Genomic DNA, 16,211 nt, shown 5'->3' on the forward strand with positions numbered 1-16,211 from the left:
TCCTCCGCCTTGCAGCCACACGCACCGGCCCCCGCTCCCCGGCATCGAACTGCACCGCCACTGACCTGCGGCCTGATCCAAACGACAGGCCCTAGGGGACCGGCGGACGGCCAGCGGATTGGGCCGACAGCGAAAGGTCCAGTATCCTGACTGTTCGGTCGCGTCTACACCTGCGATCAACGCTGCCCGGGGGCATCTTCCGGACGGCGTCCCTCTGAATTCGAAGATCGAAAGCAGGAATGGCTCCTCACGCACGCCTCGACCACCGCAACCCGTTCGTGTTCGACACACACGAGCTGGGGCGGCGTCCTGGCGCGCTGCAGCGCCTGTCCCGCACGATCGACGCTCCCGAGGACTTCGGGATCAAAGGGGTCATCGGAGTGCCGGAAGGCGCCCCGGTGGAGCTCGAACTCCGGCTCGAGTCGGTCATGGAAGGGGTGCTCGTCACAGGCACCGCCCGTGCGCAGGCCGAGGGGGAGTGCGTAAGGTGTCTGGAGCCGGTCGAGCAGGAGCTCGAAGCGGACTTCCAGGAACTGTTCTCGTACCCTGACGCCGACGACCGGGGCCGCGTGATCGCGGAACCGGGCGACGACGCCGAGGACGACGAGGACAGGTACTTCATCGAGGACGGCTTGTTCGACCTCGAACCAGTGCTGCGTGATGCGGTGGTGCTCGCACTGCCGATGCAGCCGGTGTGCCAGGACGACTGTCCAGGGCTGTGCTCCGAGTGCGGAGCGCGCCTTGCGGACGACCCGGGCCACCACCACGACGCCGTCGACATCCGTTGGGCGGCTTTGCAGGGACTCGCCGGTTCCATGAAGGACGGCGAGAAGGACGAGATGAGCGGCGCTGACGCGGAAGCGGGCGTCGACGAGAAGCAGGAGAAGTAGCCGTGGCTGTTCCGAAGCGGAAGATGTCGCGCAGCAACACGCGCCACCGCCGGTCGCAGTGGAAGGCTGCGGTCCCCACCCTGGTTGCGTGCGAGCGCTGCCACGAGCCCAAGCAGCAGCACATCGCGTGCCCGTCTTGTGGCACCTACAACAAGCGCCAGGTCCTCGAAGTCTGAGCGGCCAGGTGAGAGGCACTGTGTCCAGTCCCAAGAAGGCGGATGACGCCAAGGCGGACCCATCCGCCAAGAAGAAAACGGACAACACAGCCTCGTCCCACACGCTTCTGGAAGGGCGGCTCGGCTACAAGCTCGAGTCCGCCCTTCTGGTGCGTGCTCTGACCCACCGTTCCTACGCGTACGAGAACGGCGGCCTGCCGACGAACGAGCGGCTGGAGTTCCTCGGTGACTCCGTCCTCGGCCTCGTCGTCACGGACACGCTGTACAAGACCCATCCGGACCTGCCCGAGGGCCAGCTGGCCAAGCTCCGGGCTGCGGTGGTGAACTCGCGTGCGCTCGCGGAGGTGGGCCGCGGTCTCGACCTGGGCTCCTTCATCCGGCTCGGCCGCGGTGAAGAAGGCACGGGCGGCCGGGACAAGGCGTCCATCCTCGCCGACACCCTGGAAGCGGTGATCGGCGCGGTCTATCTCGACCAGGGCCTCGACTCGGCGTCCGAGCTGGTGCACCGGCTCTTCGACCCGCTGATCGAGAAGTCCTCGAACCTCGGAGCCGGCCTGGACTGGAAGACCAGTCTCCAGGAGCTCACCGCGACGGAGGGCCTCGGCGTGCCCGAGTACCTGGTCACGGAGACCGGCCCCGACCACGAGAAGACCTTCACTGCTGCCGCCCGCGTCGGAGGCGTCTCGTACGGCACCGGCACCGGCCGCAGCAAGAAGGAGGCGGAACAGCAGGCCGCCGAGTCCGCCTGGCGCGCCATCCGTGCCGCGGCGGACGAGCGAGCCCAGGCAGTCAAGGCAGCCGAGGCAGCCGAGGCGGCTGCGGAAGAAGCCGCCGCAGCCGAGGAGGACGACGGCTCGTCGTCCGCCGCCTCCGCCTGAAGAACAGCGCGATGACCGAGCGCCCGGCCCTGGGAAGGGGCCGGGCGCTCGGATCGTCCACGGTCCCACCCGGGAGACGCGATGCCCGAATTGCCCGAGGTCGAGGTCGTACGGCGCGGCCTGGAGCGGTGGATCGCCCATCGCGTCGTAGCCGAGACCGAAGTACTGCACCCGCGTGCCGTACGACGGCACCTCGCCGGTGCCGACGACTTCACGCACCGGCTCAAGGGCCACCGCGTCGGCACCCCGAGCCGGCGCGGCAAGTACCTGTGGCTGCCGCTTGAGGACACCAACCAGTCGATCCTCGCCCACCTCGGCATGAGTGGACAGCTGCTGGTGCAGCCGCACGAGACACCGGACGAGAAGCACCTCAGAATCCGCGTCGGATTCGCCGACGGCCTCGGTACCGAACTCCGTTTCGTCGACCAACGCACCTTCGGCGGACTGTCGTTGCACGACAACAGCCTCGACGGACTGCCCGACGTCATCGCGCACATCGCCCGCGACCCCCTCGACCCGCTGTTCGACGACGAGGCCTTCCACCAGGCGCTGCGCCGGAAGCGATCCACCATCAAAAGGGCGCTGCTCGACCAGTCGTTGATCAGCGGAGTCGGCAACATCTACGCGGACGAGGCCCTTTGGCGGGCCCGTGTCCACTACGAGCGCCCGACCGCCGGCTTCACCCGCCCGCGCACCGCCGAACTCCTCGGCCATGTACGGGACGTGATGAACGCGGCCCTGTCCGTCGGCGGCACCAGCTTCGACAGCCTCTACGTCAACGTCAACGGCGAGTCGGGGTACTTCGACCGCTCGCTCGACGCGTACGGCCGGGAGGGACTGCCCTGCCGGCGGTGCGGGACGCCGATGCGCAGGCGGCCCTGGATGAACCGGTCCAGCTACTTCTGCCCGAAGTGTCAGCGGGCGCCGCGCGTCTCGTCGTAACGTTCCCGGGCCGCCAGCACCTCGCCCATCCGGCTCTCCACGAAGCGGACGACGGACAGCAGGCGTTCGGCGACCTCGCGGCCGAGCGGGGTGAGTTCGTAGTCGACGCGCGGCGGGTTGGTCGGCTGGGCCTCGCGGTGCACCAGGCCGTCGCGCTCCAGCGCCTGAAGCGTCTGGGAGAGCATCTTCTCGCTGACGCCGTCCACGCGCCGGCGCAGCTCGTTGAACCGGAACGAACCCTCGTGCAGCGCGCTCAGCGTCAGCCCGCCCCAGCGGCCCATGACATGTTCGAGCGTGGTGCGCGAGGGACAGGCCCGGGCGAAGACGTCGTACGGAGGATGCGTCTCCTCGGGACGGTCCTGGGTGCTGATGGTCATGCGTCAAGCGTACGGGAGCACAGCGCTGACCGACAGGATGCGCTAACTGCTGGTTAGCGCATCCGGAGTGTGTCCGAGACGGCTCAGTACCCGAAGTCCTGCGTCCACCAGGGGCCGCCCGCACCGAAGTGCACCCCGACCCCGAGGGTCTTGAAGTCGCAGTTCAGTATGTTGGCGCGGTGGCCCTCGCTGTTCATCCAGGCGTCCATGACGGCCTGCGCGGTGGCCTGACCACGGGCTATGTTCTCGCCGCCCAGGTTGGCTATGCCGGCGGTCGCCGCCCGGTCCCACGGCGTCTTGCCGTCCGGGTCGGTGTGGTCGAAGAAGTCCCGTGCGGCCATGTCCCCGCTGAAGGACTCGGCCAGCCCGGTCAGCGAGGAGTTCGCGGACAGTGCGCTGCAGCCGACCTTGGCCCGCTCCTCGTTCACCAGCTTGAGCACCTGGGCCTCGGCGGCGGCCGCCTCGGACACGGTGATCGGCGCGGAGGTCACCGGCGCCTTGGTGGCCCTCCTGGTCGGCTTGGGCTTCGCCTTATTGGACGGCGTGGCGCGGGGCGTGGGCTTCTCGGTCGCCGTCTTCGTCGGGGTGGGCGACGGGGAGGCGGAGGCGGAGGCGGACGCGGAGGCCGTGGCCGTGGGCGATGCGGAGCGCTGGGTGCCACGGCTGTTCGAGGAGCCGGTGCCCTGGCTCTCGGCGCTGCCGGAGGTGCCGCCCTGCTCGGCGGCCGTGTTGCTGGGCGCCCCGTCGGCCTGCACCTGCTCGCCGCCGGTGGTGGTGGTGCCGCCGAGCTTGTAGTTCTCCAGGCCCGGCATCACACCGCTGGCCACCGCGACGGTGCCGATCGCGACGGCGGCCGAGACCCCGAGCAGCCCCGTGCGCACCGGCCGTCCGGCCTTCCTCTTGCGTCGGTGCCCGCTGCCCGCGGGGGAGCCGCCGACGGCCGGGGCGAACTCCTCGGGGGAGAAGACGGCCGTCTCGTCGGCCCGGGCGTGGTCGGCGCCGGTCTCGTACAGGTAGGCGGAGCTGCGCGCGTTGGCGTCGGCGTAGGCATCCTGGTGCAGATAGGCCGCCGTGCCCATCCCGAAGCGGAGGCCCGCGTACTGCGGGTCGTCGCCGCCCGCGTACGAGCCGTTGTCCCCCGTGACCCCCGTGGTGGCGCGGCCGGCGGCGGAGCGTCGGTGGCGTCCCATGTGTCCTTGCCTTCTTCCCTCGTCCTCGCGGTCAGGGTCGACCAGGGGCCGGTGTGGCCAATGACTCCTTCTGGTCAACCAGACTCACTCGATCGAGTGAGTTTCAGATGAGATTCATTGCGTCGGGACGGTACCGCATGGCGACGAAGGCGGAAGTGCTCCGAGTGACATTGGCCGGTTAGGTTGCAGCCATGAGCGAGGATGTACGACTGGTCGCCTGGGTCCGTGGACGCGTACAGGGCGTGGGATTTCGCTGGTTCACGCGGGCCAAGGCACTGGAGATCGGCGGCCTGAGTGGCTTTGCTCTCAATTTGGGCGACGGCCGAGTCCAGGTGGTCGCGGAGGGCTCCCGGGCGGGCTGCGAGGGGCTGCTCGACTGGCTCCAGGGCGATGACACGCCCGGGCGGGTGGAGGGTGTCACCGAGATCTGGGACACACCCCGGGGCGGTTACGACGGCTTCGCCATCCGCTGACCCCGCCGCGTAAAGTCCGCAGGCGGAAGCGGAGCGAACTGCCACCGGCAGGTGCCCGGAGCGGAAACGGCCTGGTGGTTGCCAACAATCGCTTGTCGTGGCAGGCTCCGCACATAAAGATGATCGCCACGTCCTGAGGGCCCCGCAGGAGTCGCAGCGCCGCCGGTCCGAAGCCGCGCGCGCCCGGGTTCGCCCACCAATACAGGGCGTGATCGTGTTGACCGTCAAACTTTTTGGTGAGACGCTGAAAGCCCCGCGCACCTTAGCTGTTTGGCATGGAGCAACACCCGAGCAACACTCGAATGTGTCAAGCACCGCGGGTGCGAATCCCTCACGACCCACACCACTTCGGTCGGTCACTCAGTGTGGAGGACCATCCATCATGGCAAAGGCGCTTCTCGGTTACGTCGGCGGCTCCGACCCGCGACTCCTCGCCGAGATGCGACGGCTCCAGCAGCGTGTCCAGGACCTCGAATCCGAGTTGGGACGGATTCAGGCCGAGAACGATGCGCTGACGGCTGCCGCTTCTCACGACAGGATCATGGAGAGCATCGACGCAAACCAGGCGGAGCCTGCGCTCACCTGATCGCTGCATCGCTCCACAACGGCACATGCGGCGGTTGGGCAGCTCTTTCAACCGCTAAGTCGTCAAGATTTGCAAGGGACGCCCCCGGCGTCCCTTCTTTCTTGCCCTCTTGCCCTCTTGCCCCCGCGCCCGGCCCCTTCCAGCCCCGCGCATCCTTTCACCCTCTTTAACGTCTGGTGTGCCCTGCATGTTCATGCGCGAAACCGTGAGGTTGCGAGGCTTCGTGGAGTGCGGTAGCGCAGCCGGGTAAAGTCCGACGGCGTGCATCTCAAGGCCCTGACCCTCCGAGGGTTCAAGTCGTTCGCCTCGGCGACCACGCTCCGGTTCGAGCCGGGGATCACGTGCGTCGTCGGTCCGAACGGCTCGGGCAAGTCCAATGTCGTGGACGCGCTCAGCTGGGTCATGGGCGAACAGGGTGCCAAGTCACTGCGCGGCGGCAAGATGGAGGACGTCATCTTCGCCGGCACCACCGGCCGCCCGCCCCTGGGCCGCGCCGAGGTGTCCCTGACCATCGACAACTCCGACGGCGCGCTGCCCATCGAGTACGCCGAGGTCACCATCACGCGGATCATGTTCCGCAACGGCGGCAGCGAGTACCAGATCAACGGCGACACGTGTCGCCTCCTCGACATCCAGGAGCTGCTCTCCGACTCCGGTATCGGCCGCGAGATGCACGTCATCGTCGGCCAGGGCCAGCTCGACTCCGTCCTGCACGCGGATCCCATGGGCCGCAGGGCCTTCATCGAAGAGGCGGCCGGCGTCCTCAAGCACCGCAGGCGCAAGGAGAAGGCGCTCAGGAAGCTGGACGCGATGCAGGCCAACCTCGCGCGCGTGCAGGACCTGACCGACGAGCTGCGGCGCCAGCTCAAGCCCCTCGGCCGCCAGGCGGCGGTCGCCCGCAGGGCCGCCGTCATCCAGGCGGACCTGCGCGACGCGCGCCTGCGCCTGCTGGCCGACGATCTCGTACGACTGCGCCAGGCGCTGCAGACCGAGATCGCGGACGAGGCCGCCCTCAAGGAACGCAAGGAAGCCGCCGAACAGGAGCTGAAGAAGGCCCTCCAGCGGGAGGCGCTCCTGGAGGACGAGGTACGGCAGCTCACCCCGCGTCTCCAGCGCGCCCAGCAGACCTGGTACGAGCTGTCCCAGCTGGCCGAGCGGGTGCGCGGCACCATCTCGCTGGCCGACGCCCGGGTGAAGAGCGCCACCTCCGCGCCGCCCGAGGAGCGGCGCGGCCGCGACCCGGAGGACATGGAGCGCGAGGCCAACCGCATCCGTGAGCAGGAGGCCGAGCTGGAGGCGGCCCTGGAGGCGGCCCAGCGAACCCTCGACGACACCGTCGCGCACCGCGCCGAACTGGAGCGCGAGCTGGCCCATGAGGAACGGCGCCTGAAGGACGTGGCCCGCTCCATCGCCGACCGCCGGGAGAGCCTGGCCCGGCTGAACGGCCAGGTCAACGCGGCCCGTTCCCGCGCCGCCTCCGCCCAGGCCGAGATCGACCGCCTCGCCGCCGCCCGAGACGAGGCCCAGGAGCGGGCCGTCTCGGCGCAGGAGGAGTACGAGGCGCTCAAGGCGGAGGTCGACGGCCTCGACGCCGGTGACGAGGAACTGGCCGGACAGCACGAGCAGGCCAAGCTGCGGCTCGCCGAGGCGGAGACGGCCCTGACCGCGGCCCGCGAGGCGACCACCGCGGTGGAACGCCGGCGCGCCGCGACCCAGGCCCGCCACGAGGCGCTGGCGCTGGGCCTGCGCCGCAAGGACGGCACCGGAATACTGCTCGGCGCCCGGGACCGCCTCACCGGGGTGCTGGGCCCGGCGGCGGAGCTGCTGACGGTGACTTCGGGCCACGAGGTGGCCCTGGCGGCGGCGTTCGGCACGGCGGCGGACGCGATCGCCGTGACAACCCCGGCCGCGGCGACCGACGCGATCCGCCTCCTACGCAAGCAGGACGGAGGCCGGGCGGCCCTGCTCCTGTCGTGCACCCCTGAGACACCCCCGGCTGAAGCGCCCCCCAGGGGCGCGGGGAACGGCGCGACCGGCCACCACGCACCCGCACCCGGCCGACGCCCCCTCCCCGCACCCCCCTCCGGGGTCTTCGCCGAAGATCTGGTGCGCGGTCCCGCCGACCTCATGCCCGCCGTCCGCCGCCTCCTGCACGGCATCGTCGTGGTCGACGACCTCGAAGCCGCCGAGGCCCTGGTCTACGCCCGCCCCGACCTCACCGCCGTCACCGCCGAAGGCGACCTCCTCGGCGCGCACTTCGCACACGGCGGCTCCGCGGGCGCCCCCAGCCTCCTCGAAGTGCAGGCCTCCGTCGACGAGGCCGCCGCCGAGCTGGAAGAGCTGGCGGTTCGCTGCGAGACCCTGGCCGAGAACCAGCAGGCGGCCCAGGAACACCGCAAGGCGTGCACCGCGCTGGTCGAGGAACTGGCGGAGCGCCGCCGCGCCGCCGACCGGGAGAAGTCGGCCGTGGCCCAGCAGCTCGGCCGGCTCTCCGGACAGGCGCGCGGCGCGGCCGGTGAGGCGGAACGTTCCACGGCCGCAGCCGCGCGCGCCCAGGAGTCCCTGGACAAGGCCCTGGAAGAGGTCGAGGTGCTGGCCGAGCGGCTCGCCGTGGCCGAGGAGATGCCGGTCGAGGAGGAGCCGGACACCTCGGTGCGGGATCGTCTGGCCGCCGACGGCGCCAACGCCCGCCAGACCGAGATGGAGGCCCGCCTCCAGGTCCGTACGCACGAGGAGCGGGTCAAGGGCCTCGCCGGACGCGCCGACTCCCTGGACCGCGCCGCCCGCGCGGAACGCGAGGCACGCGCGCGTGCGGACCAGCGACGGGCCCGGCTGCGCCACGAGGCTGCGGTCGCGGAGGCCGTCGCCTCCGGCGCCCGCCAGCTGCTCGCGCATGTCGAGGTCTCGGTCGGCCGGGCCGAGCGGGAGCGGGCCGCCGCCGAGGCCGCGAAGGCCCGGCACGAGCAGGAGCTGACCGCCGCCCGCAACACCGGCCGCCACCTCAAGGCGGAGCTCGACAAGCTCACGGATTCAGTTCACCGTGGCGAGGTACTCGGCGCCGAGAAACGGCTGCGGATCGAGCAGCTGGAGACCAAGGCGCTGGAGGAGCTCGGTGTGGAACCGGCGGGGCTCGTCGAGGAGTACGGCCCGCACCAGCCGGTGCCGCCCTCGCCCCCCGCCGAGGGCGAGGTGCTGCCGGAGGATCCCGAGCACCCGCGCAACCAGCCCAAGTCCTTCCACCGGGCCGAACAGGAGCGCCGGCTCAAGGCGGCCGAGCGGGCCTACCAGCAGCTCGGCAAGGTCAACCCGCTCGCCCTGGAGGAGTTCGCGGCCCTCGAGGAACGGCACAAGTTCCTCAGCGAGCAGCTGGAGGACCTGAAGAAGACCCGCGCCGACCTGCTTCAGGTGGTGAAGGAGGTCGACGAACGCGTCGAACAGGTCTTCACGGAGGCGTTCCGGGACACGGCCAGGGAGTTCGAGGGCGTCTTCAGCCGTCTCTTCCCGGGCGGCGAGGGGCGGCTGATCCTGACCGACCCCGACAACATGCTCACTACGGGCGTGGACGTCGAGGCGCGTCCGCCGGGCAAGAAGGTCAAGCGGCTCTCCCTGCTGTCGGGTGGCGAACGTTCGCTGACCGCCGTAGCGATGCTGGTGTCGATCTTCAAGGCGCGGCCCAGCCCGTTCTATGTCATGGACGAGGTCGAGGCGGCCCTGGACGACACCAACCTCCAGCGGCTGATCCGCATCATGCAGGAGCTCCAGGAGTCCTCCCAGCTCATCGTGATCACCCATCAGAAGCGCACCATGGAGGTAGCGGACGCGCTGTACGGGGTGTCCATGCAGGGCGACGGTGTGTCGAAGGTCATCAGCCAGCGGCTGCGCTGACCGTGCGTGCGGCGTACATCAGTCGACCCCCGCCTGACCTGCACATCCCGTTCATTGCTTCAACTACTGAACGCATCTACCTTCACCTGGCCTTCAAACTCGCAGGCAGGGGCCTATTGACTTCGAAACTTGAAGGCATAGTCTCTGCAACGTTGATTTTACCTTCAGGTGTGAGGGGCGTGAAGTTGTGCGCCACTTGAACCTGAAAGGGCTCACCCCCACCCCCGGCAGCGCTGCCGGGTGGCCCGAGGAGTTTCTTGTGACCAGCACAGCGCAGGCACCCCAACCAGGAGCCAGGACGGCTCACCCCGAACATCTCGGGCACGTCATCTTCATTGCGGCGGCGGCCGCGATGGGCGGCTTCCTCTTCGGTTACGACAGCGCCGTGATCAACGGCGCCGTCGAGGCCATCCGAAGCCGCTACGGCATCGGCTCCGCGACCCTGGCCCAGGTCATCGCCATCGCGCTGATCGGCTGCGCCATCGGCGCGGCGACCGCGGGCCGGATAGCCGACCGGATCGGCCGCATCCGATGCATGCAGATCTCCGCCGTCCTCTTCACGGTCAGCGCCGTCGGATCCGCGCTGCCCTTCGCGCTGTGGGACCTCGCCTTCTGGCGCATCATCGGCGGATTCGCCATCGGTATGGCGTCCGTCATCGGCCCCGCCTACATCGCCGAGGTCTCCCCGGCCGCGTACCGCGGACGGCTCGGCTCCTTCCAGCAGGCCGCGATCGTCGTCGGCATCGCCGTCTCGCAGCTGGTCAACTGGGCCATCCTGAACGCCGCCGGCGGCGACCAGCGCGGCAAGCTGATGGGCCTCGAGGCCTGGCAGGTGATGCTCGGCGTCATGGTCATCCCGGCCGTCCTCTACGGTCTCCTCTCCTTTGCGATCCCCGAGTCGCCGCGCTTCCTGATCTCCGTGGGCAAGGAAGACCGCGCCCGTGAGGTGCTCAAGGAGGTCGAGGGCGACAAGATCGACCTGAAGGCCCGTGTCGCCGAGATCAAGCACGCGATGCAGAGCGAGCACAAGTCGACCTTCAAGGACCTGCTCGGCGGCTCCTTCTTCTTCAAGCCGATCGTCTGGATCGGTATCGGTCTCTCGGTCTTCCAGCAGTTCGTCGGCATCAACGTCGCGTTCTACTACTCCTCGACGCTGTGGCAGTCGGTCGGTGTCGACCCGACGGACTCGTTCTTCTACTCCTTCACGACGTCGATCATCAACATCATCGGTACCGTGATCGCGATGATCTTCGTGGACCGCATCGGTCGCAAGCCGCTGGCCCTCATCGGCTCGGCCGGCATGGTCGTCGGCCTCGGCCTGGAGGCCTGGGCCTTCTCCTACGACCTGGTCGACGGCAAGCTGCCGGCTGCGCAGGGCTGGACCGCCCTGATCGCCGCGCACGTCTTCGTTCTCTTCTTCGCCCTGTCCTGGGGTGTGGTCGTCTGGGTCTTCCTCGGCGAGATGTTCCCGAACAGGATCCGCGCCGCCGCCCTGGGTGTGGCCGCCGCCGCGCAGTGGATCGCCAACTGGGCCATCACCGCGAGCTTCCCGTCGCTGGCCGACTGGAACCTCTCCGCGACCTACGTGATCTACACGATCTTCGCGGCCCTCTCCATCCCGTTCGTCCTCAAGTTCGTCAAGGAGACGAAGGGCAAGTCCCTGGAGGAGATGGGCTGAGCCTCGTAACGAGGCCCCCGACTCGGGGAGAAGGGCCAAGTCCCCGCTGCCCCTCTCCTCGTACCCCCCGCCGCCCCGCCCGGTCACTGCCCGGGCGGGGCGGCGGTCCGTTCACTCCCTGGCTGCTCGGCCGGCCGTGGAATCCCTCCACGACCCCCCACCCCGCTACGCCGGCAGCGCGGGAAGAACCGTCTCCCCGAACAGTCGCAGGCTCCGCCAGCCCTCCTCCAGCGGCGTCCCGCCCGCCGGCGGGTGCAGGACCAGGTTGTCCAGCCCGGCCGTCACACACTCCTCCGGCGTGAGGATGCGGTAGACGCCCTCCGCGCGAAGCTCCTCCACCGTCGTGGCCGCCGAGCGCACCGCCGAGTGGATGTCGCCGGACTGGCAGGACGCGTACGTCCGGGCCTCGTGCAGGAAGTGCTCCCCGTACCGCTCCCACGCCCGTTCCGGGTCCTCGGCGATGTGCAGCAGCGGAGTCTCCGCCGTGGGCATCATCGTCCAGCCCTCCGTGCCGTACTCGGTGAGCTTCTCCTTGCAGTACGCCTCCAGCTCCGGCAGCTGCGCGCTGGGGAAGAACGGCAGGCCGAGGCGGGCGGCACGGCGGGCCGCGGCCTTGGAGGAGCCGCCGACCGGCAGCGGGTGCGGATCGGTGAAGGGGCGCGGTGTGACCCGTACCGTATGGCCCCGGTACTCGAACTCCTCGCCGGTCCACGCCTTCAACACCGTCTCCAGCACCTCGTCCTGCAGCCGCCCCTGCCGCTTCCACTCCACGTCGGACAGGGCGTACTCCTCGGGCCGGTAGCCGATCCCGGCCACCGTCACCAGCCGCCCCGCGCCCAGCAGATCGAGCACCGCGATGTCCTCCGCCAGCCGCAGCGGGCCGATCACCGCCGACACGGTCACCGCGATGTTCCGCGTCGCCCCGAACACCGCGCCCGCGAAGGCGAAAGGCGACGGCAGCCAGTTGTTGTCGACTCCGTGGTGTTCCTCGGTCTGGACCGTGGCGACCCCGTGCTCGTCGGCGTACGCGGCCATCTCCACTGCGGCCCGGTAACGGGCGCCCAGGGAAGCGGAGTCGGCCCCGGCTCGACGAGGTTGAAGCGAACGACCGAGACGGGCATGGGAGTTCCCCTTCACCTTGGCCGGGCGGGTGTGCGGGGACAGTAGCTGACGGGGCGTCAGACGGCGAGAGGTGCGGGCTCCTCGGCCGTCGCCGGCTCCACCGCCGGCTTCGGGAGCACCGCGTACAGCAGACCCGAGACGACGATCGTCGCGATCCAGCCCAGCCCGTACCGGCCCACGGGGTTGTTCGCGGCGAGTGGGCCGGTGAACCAGTCGGACGTGGTGAACAGGAGCCCGGCCAGCAGACCGAGCGCCCAGGCCGTCACGGCGGCGGGGGAGAAGCCCGCCCGGTACCAGTAGGCGCTGGTGCGCGTGGTGTCGAGGAGCGCTGTGGCGTCGTACTCCCGCCGCCGGAGCATGTCGGCCCCGAACACGCCCACCCACGCCGAGAACGCCACCGCCAGCAGTGACAGGAAGGCGATGAACGAGCCCATGAACGAGGTCGCCGCCAGCATCAGGACCCCGCCGAGGACCAGCGAGATGGCCGCGTTGACGGAGACCGCCCAGTGGCGGGGGAGCCGGAAGCCGAGTGTCTGCGCGGTGAAGCCCGCCGAGTACATCGACATCGCGTTGATCAGCAGCATCCCGACCAGCGCGATCAGCAGATAGGGGACCGCGAGCCACAGCGGCAGGATCTCGCCGAGGAAGGAGACCGGGTCGCTCGCCTTGGCCAGGTCCGGCGTGCCGGAGGCCATCACGGCGCCCATCAGGACCATGGGGAGTACGACGATCCCGGCACCGCCGACCGTGTTGCGTACGATCGCCGCCGAGGACGCCGTACCCGGCAGGTACCGAGTGAAGTCCGGCGAGGCCGGCGCCCAGCTCATCCCGCCCGCCGCGATCAGCCCGATCCCCGTGATCATCGCGGCCGTGGAGCCGGCCGGCCGCCCGAGCACCCCGCCCCAGTCCGTCTCCACGACCAGATGGCCGAGGACCAGCAGGGAGAAGCCGCCGAACAGCCAGGTCGCCCACCGGTTGCAGCGCTGGACCGCCTTGATGCCCATGCCCGAGATCGCGAACGTGGTGATCACGAAGAGCAGGAGGGTGACGATGATCAAGGTGGTGTTGCTCCTGATCCCGAAGACGATGTCCAGGACGGTCAGCAGCGCATAGGCACCGGTCACCGCGTTGATCGTCTCCCAGCCCCAGCGCGCCACCCAGATCAGCGCGCCGGGCAGCAGGTTGCCGCGCTGCCCGAAGACCGCGCGGGAGAGGGCCATGCCCGGTGCGCCACCGCGTTTGCCCGCGATGCCGATCAGCCCGACCAGGCCGTAGGACACGATCGGCGCGGCAGTGCCGACCACCAGGGCCTGCCAGAAGTTCAGTCCGAACGACACCGCCAGACCCGCGCCCATGGTCAGCAGCAGGACGCTGATGTTGGCGGCGATCCAGGTGGGCAGCAGTCCGCGGGGTGTCGCGGTGCGCTCGGAGTCGGGTACCGGTTCGATGCCCCGGGTTTCGAGGCCGTGGTGCTCCAGCGACTCTTCGAGGTGTTCGAGGGCGCCATCGTGGTGGGCGGTGGTGCTCATGGGGAGTCATCGTACGTTAGTCCGACTAATACCCCAAAAGTCCCCTGCGGATTCGGAGGATCATCCAGAAACTCCCTCGCGAGGGAGCAAAGTCGTGCCCGGGGGAGGGATGGATACTGGACGGGTTATGGAAACCCTCATCCTTGCTGTAGTCATCGCCGTGGTCGTGCTCGGCGCACTCGGTGGGCTCGTCATCGGCAGTCGGCGCAAGAAGTCGCTGCCCCCGCCGCCCCCCTCCGCGCCCGACATCACCGCGCCCCCGGCCGAGCCGCACGTCGGCGACGAGGCCGAGACGCCGCGCGACGAACCGCGCCGGACGATAGAGGAGGTCGACCTTCCCGACGGCTCGGCTCCCGTCGTCGTAGAGGAGCCCCCGGCTCCCGAGATCGAGATCCCGGAGCCCACGGCCGGCCGCCTGGTCCGGCTGCGCGCCCGGCTCTCCCGCTCCCAGAACGCGCTCGGCAAGGGGCTGCTCACGCTGCTCTCGCGCGAGCACCTCGACGACGAGACGTGGGAGGAGATCGAGGACACCCTGCTCACCGCCGACGTCGGTGTGCAGCCCACCACCGAGCTGGTCGAGCGGCTGCGCGAGCGCGTCAGGGTGCTCGGCACCCGCACCCCCGAGGAGCTGCGCGGGCTGCTGCGCGAGGAGCTGCTCAAGCTGCTGGGCACCGAGGCCGACCGCAGGGTGAAGACCGAGCCCGCCGACCGCAAGCCGGGCATCGTGATGGTCGTCGGCGTGAACGGCACCGGCAAGACCACCACCACCGGCAAGCTCGCGCGCGTGCTGGTCGCCGACGGCCGTACGGTCGTCCTCGGCGCCGCCGACACCTTCCGGGCCGCCGCCGCCGACCAGCTCCAGACCTGGGGCGAGCGTGTGGGCGCCTACACCGTGCGCGGGCCGGAGGGCGGCGACCCCGCCTCCGTCGCGTTCGACGCGGTGAAGGAGGGCAAGGAGATGGGCGTCGATGCCGTGCTCATCGACACCGCGGGGCGGCTGCACACCAAGACCGGCCTCATGGACGAGCTCGGCAAGGTCAAGCGCGTCGTCGAGAAGCACGCCCCGCTGGACGAGGTACTGCTCGTCCTCGACGCCACCACCGGCCAGAACGGCCTGGTCCAGGCCCGGGTGTTCGCCGAGGTCGTCGACATCACCGGAATCGTGCTCACCAAGCTGGACGGCACCGCGAAGGGCGGCATCGTGATCGCGGTCCAGCGTGAACTGGGTGTCCCCGTCAAGCTCATCGGTCTCGGCGAGGGCGCGGACGACCTGGCACCGTTCGAGCCGGAGGCGTTCGTCGACGCCCTTATCGGTGAGTAGCCGGGCCAGTAAACTTACTACCCGCGTTCATGAGAAGCGCCCGCCCCAAGGTGCAGTTGGGTCGGGCGCTTCGGCTTTCGAGCCTCGGTGGCTACGCCCGTGACCGGTGTGCCACGTAGGCCAGCGTCCCCAGCAGCAGCCGGGCCGCCGGCGGCTTCGTGGCCGAGTCCAGGGCCGGTGGCCGCAGCCAGCGCACCGGGCCCAGTCCGCCCCGGTCGGAGGGCGGCGCGGTGATGTACGTGCCCGAGCCGAGGCCGCGCAGGTCCAAAGAGGTCGGGTCGTCCCAGCCCATGCGGTAGAGGAGTTCGGGAAGTTCGGCGGCGGCGCCGGGGGCGACGAAGAAGTGGGTGCGGCCCTCCGGGGTGGCGGTGACCGGGCCGAGCGGCAGGCCCATGCGCTCCAGGCGGACCAGGGCGCGGCGCCCGGCGGACTCGGCGACCTCGATGACGTCGAACGCGTGGCCGACCGGCAGCATCACGGCCGAGCCCGGGAACTCCCCCCAGGTCTTGGTGACTTCGTCGAGCGTGGCCCCGGCGGGCACCTGGGGCGCGAAGTCCAGCGGGTGCGCTCCCGGCGCGGGACAGTCGGCGTGCCCGCAGGAACATGCGCCGGCCGCGGCCCGGGCACCCGGCACCACGTCCCAGCCCCACAGGCCGGTGAACTCGGCGACGTCAGTGCAATCCGATGAACGACCGCGCCGGCGCGTGCCGGAGCGGATCTCGCGAATGCCGCCGATCGTGAAGCCCATGCCCCCTCCAACGGGTCCGGCGCGCCGGTGGTTACGACACGGAACGAGACGGAAACGGAACGTGACGCTACGGCTCCGCCTTCCCTCGCGCCCGCAAGGTCAAGACAGCGCCTGGAAGCGCCACCGGTGGTGCATCCGGGGCTGCGCGCCCCCGAGTGCATCGCTCCGCCCACTCCCGGCCGTCCTATGTCAAGTGAATCGCGCCAAGGCCATCGTGAGTTCATTCGAAGGGGTGGCGAATGGTGGCGTTTCCGGGATCGCCATGGCTGGAGCAGTGATCGTAGGATTACTTTGAGTGCACAAAGCCTGGGGGCACATGCACCCGTGGGTATGCCGGAGGCAACTCGACATCCCGTTCGAAGGGTGAGAACTGGCGGACAGGCGGCCGTATTTACCGGCATTCTGATAGGGCTTGG

Annotated in this window: 13 protein-coding genes and 1 pseudogene; 9 read left to right on the forward strand and 5 right to left on the reverse strand. The window is 69.9% G+C overall.

Annotated features, from left to right (window positions below; translation table 11 throughout):
• Nucleotides 1-239: 239 nt before the first annotated feature.
• The 4 genes from ABZ396_RS35895 (at nt 240) to mutM (ending at nt 2,886) form a co-directional block, all read left to right on the forward strand.
• Nucleotides 240-890, forward strand: coding sequence for a YceD family protein (locus ABZ396_RS35895; protein WP_358921352.1), 651 nt, complete (start codon nt 240-242; stop codon nt 888-890).
• 2 nt (nt 891-892) lie between these two features.
• A complete protein-coding gene (gene rpmF, locus ABZ396_RS35900; RefSeq protein ID WP_003951102.1) occupies nt 893-1,066 on the forward strand; it encodes a 50S ribosomal protein L32 in 174 nt (57 codons plus the stop codon).
• 8 nt (nt 1,067-1,074) lie between these two features.
• Nucleotides 1,075-1,944, forward strand: coding sequence for a ribonuclease III (rnc, locus tag ABZ396_RS35905; protein ID WP_358921354.1), 870 nt, complete (start codon nt 1,075-1,077; stop codon nt 1,942-1,944).
• Nucleotides 1,945-2,025: 81 nt separating this feature from the next.
• Nucleotides 2,026-2,886 (forward strand): bifunctional DNA-formamidopyrimidine glycosylase/DNA-(apurinic or apyrimidinic site) lyase, encoded by an 861-nt coding sequence (gene mutM, locus ABZ396_RS35910; RefSeq protein WP_358921356.1) that lies wholly within the window; start codon nt 2,026-2,028, stop codon nt 2,884-2,886.
• Here mutM and ABZ396_RS35915 read toward each other — a convergent pair.
• On the reverse strand, nt 2,859-3,263 hold the full coding sequence (locus ABZ396_RS35915) for a helix-turn-helix domain-containing protein (protein WP_358921358.1): 405 nt from the start codon (nt 3,261-3,263) through the stop codon (nt 2,859-2,861). The two genes, mutM and ABZ396_RS35915, sit on opposite strands and share 28 nt — an antisense overlap.
• 83 nt (nt 3,264-3,346) lie before the next feature.
• Nucleotides 3,347-4,453, reverse strand: coding sequence for a CAP domain-containing protein (locus ABZ396_RS35920; protein ID WP_358921360.1), 1,107 nt, complete (start codon nt 4,451-4,453; stop codon nt 3,347-3,349).
• Between the two features lie 191 nt (nt 4,454-4,644).
• Here ABZ396_RS35920 and ABZ396_RS35925 point away from each other — a divergent pair, with 191 nt between their 5' ends.
• From ABZ396_RS35925 to ABZ396_RS35940, 4 genes are all read left to right on the forward strand, one after another.
• Nucleotides 4,645-4,926: an acylphosphatase gene (locus ABZ396_RS35925; protein ID WP_352219379.1), complete on the forward strand. Its 282-nt coding sequence runs from the start codon at nt 4,645-4,647 to the stop codon at nt 4,924-4,926.
• Between the two features lie 382 nt (nt 4,927-5,308).
• Nucleotides 5,309-5,512 (forward strand): hypothetical protein, encoded by a 204-nt coding sequence (locus ABZ396_RS35930; protein WP_046733987.1) that lies wholly within the window; start codon nt 5,309-5,311, stop codon nt 5,510-5,512.
• A gap of 261 nt (nt 5,513-5,773) precedes the next feature.
• Nucleotides 5,774-9,397, forward strand: a complete 3,624-nt coding sequence (smc, locus tag ABZ396_RS35935) for a chromosome segregation protein SMC (protein ID WP_358921362.1) — start codon at nt 5,774-5,776, stop codon at nt 9,395-9,397.
• A 259-nt stretch (nt 9,398-9,656) separates the two neighbouring features.
• Nucleotides 9,657-11,075, forward strand: a complete 1,419-nt coding sequence (locus tag ABZ396_RS35940) for a sugar porter family MFS transporter (RefSeq protein WP_358921364.1) — start codon at nt 9,657-9,659, stop codon at nt 11,073-11,075.
• A gap of 165 nt (nt 11,076-11,240) precedes the next feature.
• Here the strand turns inward: ABZ396_RS35940 and ABZ396_RS35945 are convergent.
• A pseudogene (locus ABZ396_RS35945) lies at nt 11,241-12,196 on the reverse strand (LLM class flavin-dependent oxidoreductase).
• 57 nt (nt 12,197-12,253) lie between these two features.
• Nucleotides 12,254-13,726: a cytosine permease gene (locus tag ABZ396_RS35950; RefSeq protein WP_358921366.1), complete on the reverse strand. Its 1,473-nt coding sequence runs from the start codon at nt 13,724-13,726 to the stop codon at nt 12,254-12,256.
• A gap of 127 nt (nt 13,727-13,853) precedes the next feature.
• On the opposite strand from ABZ396_RS35950, the gene ftsY reads away from it, so the two are divergent.
• Complete coding sequence (ftsY, locus tag ABZ396_RS35955; RefSeq protein ID WP_358921368.1) at nt 13,854-15,047, forward strand: signal recognition particle-docking protein FtsY; 1,194 nt, start codon at nt 13,854-13,856, stop codon at nt 15,045-15,047.
• 91 nt (nt 15,048-15,138) lie between these two features.
• Here the strand turns inward: ftsY and ABZ396_RS35960 are convergent, their stop codons facing one another.
• Entirely contained in the window at nt 15,139-15,795 is a 657-nt protein-coding gene (locus tag ABZ396_RS35960; protein ID WP_358921370.1) for a bifunctional DNA primase/polymerase, read from the reverse strand.
• Between the last annotated feature and the right edge of the window lie 416 nt (nt 15,796-16,211).

It is taken from the genome of Streptomyces sp. NPDC005866, assembly GCF_040629895.1.
In the GTDB taxonomy this organism is placed as follows: domain Bacteria; phylum Actinomycetota; class Actinomycetes; order Streptomycetales; family Streptomycetaceae; genus Streptomyces.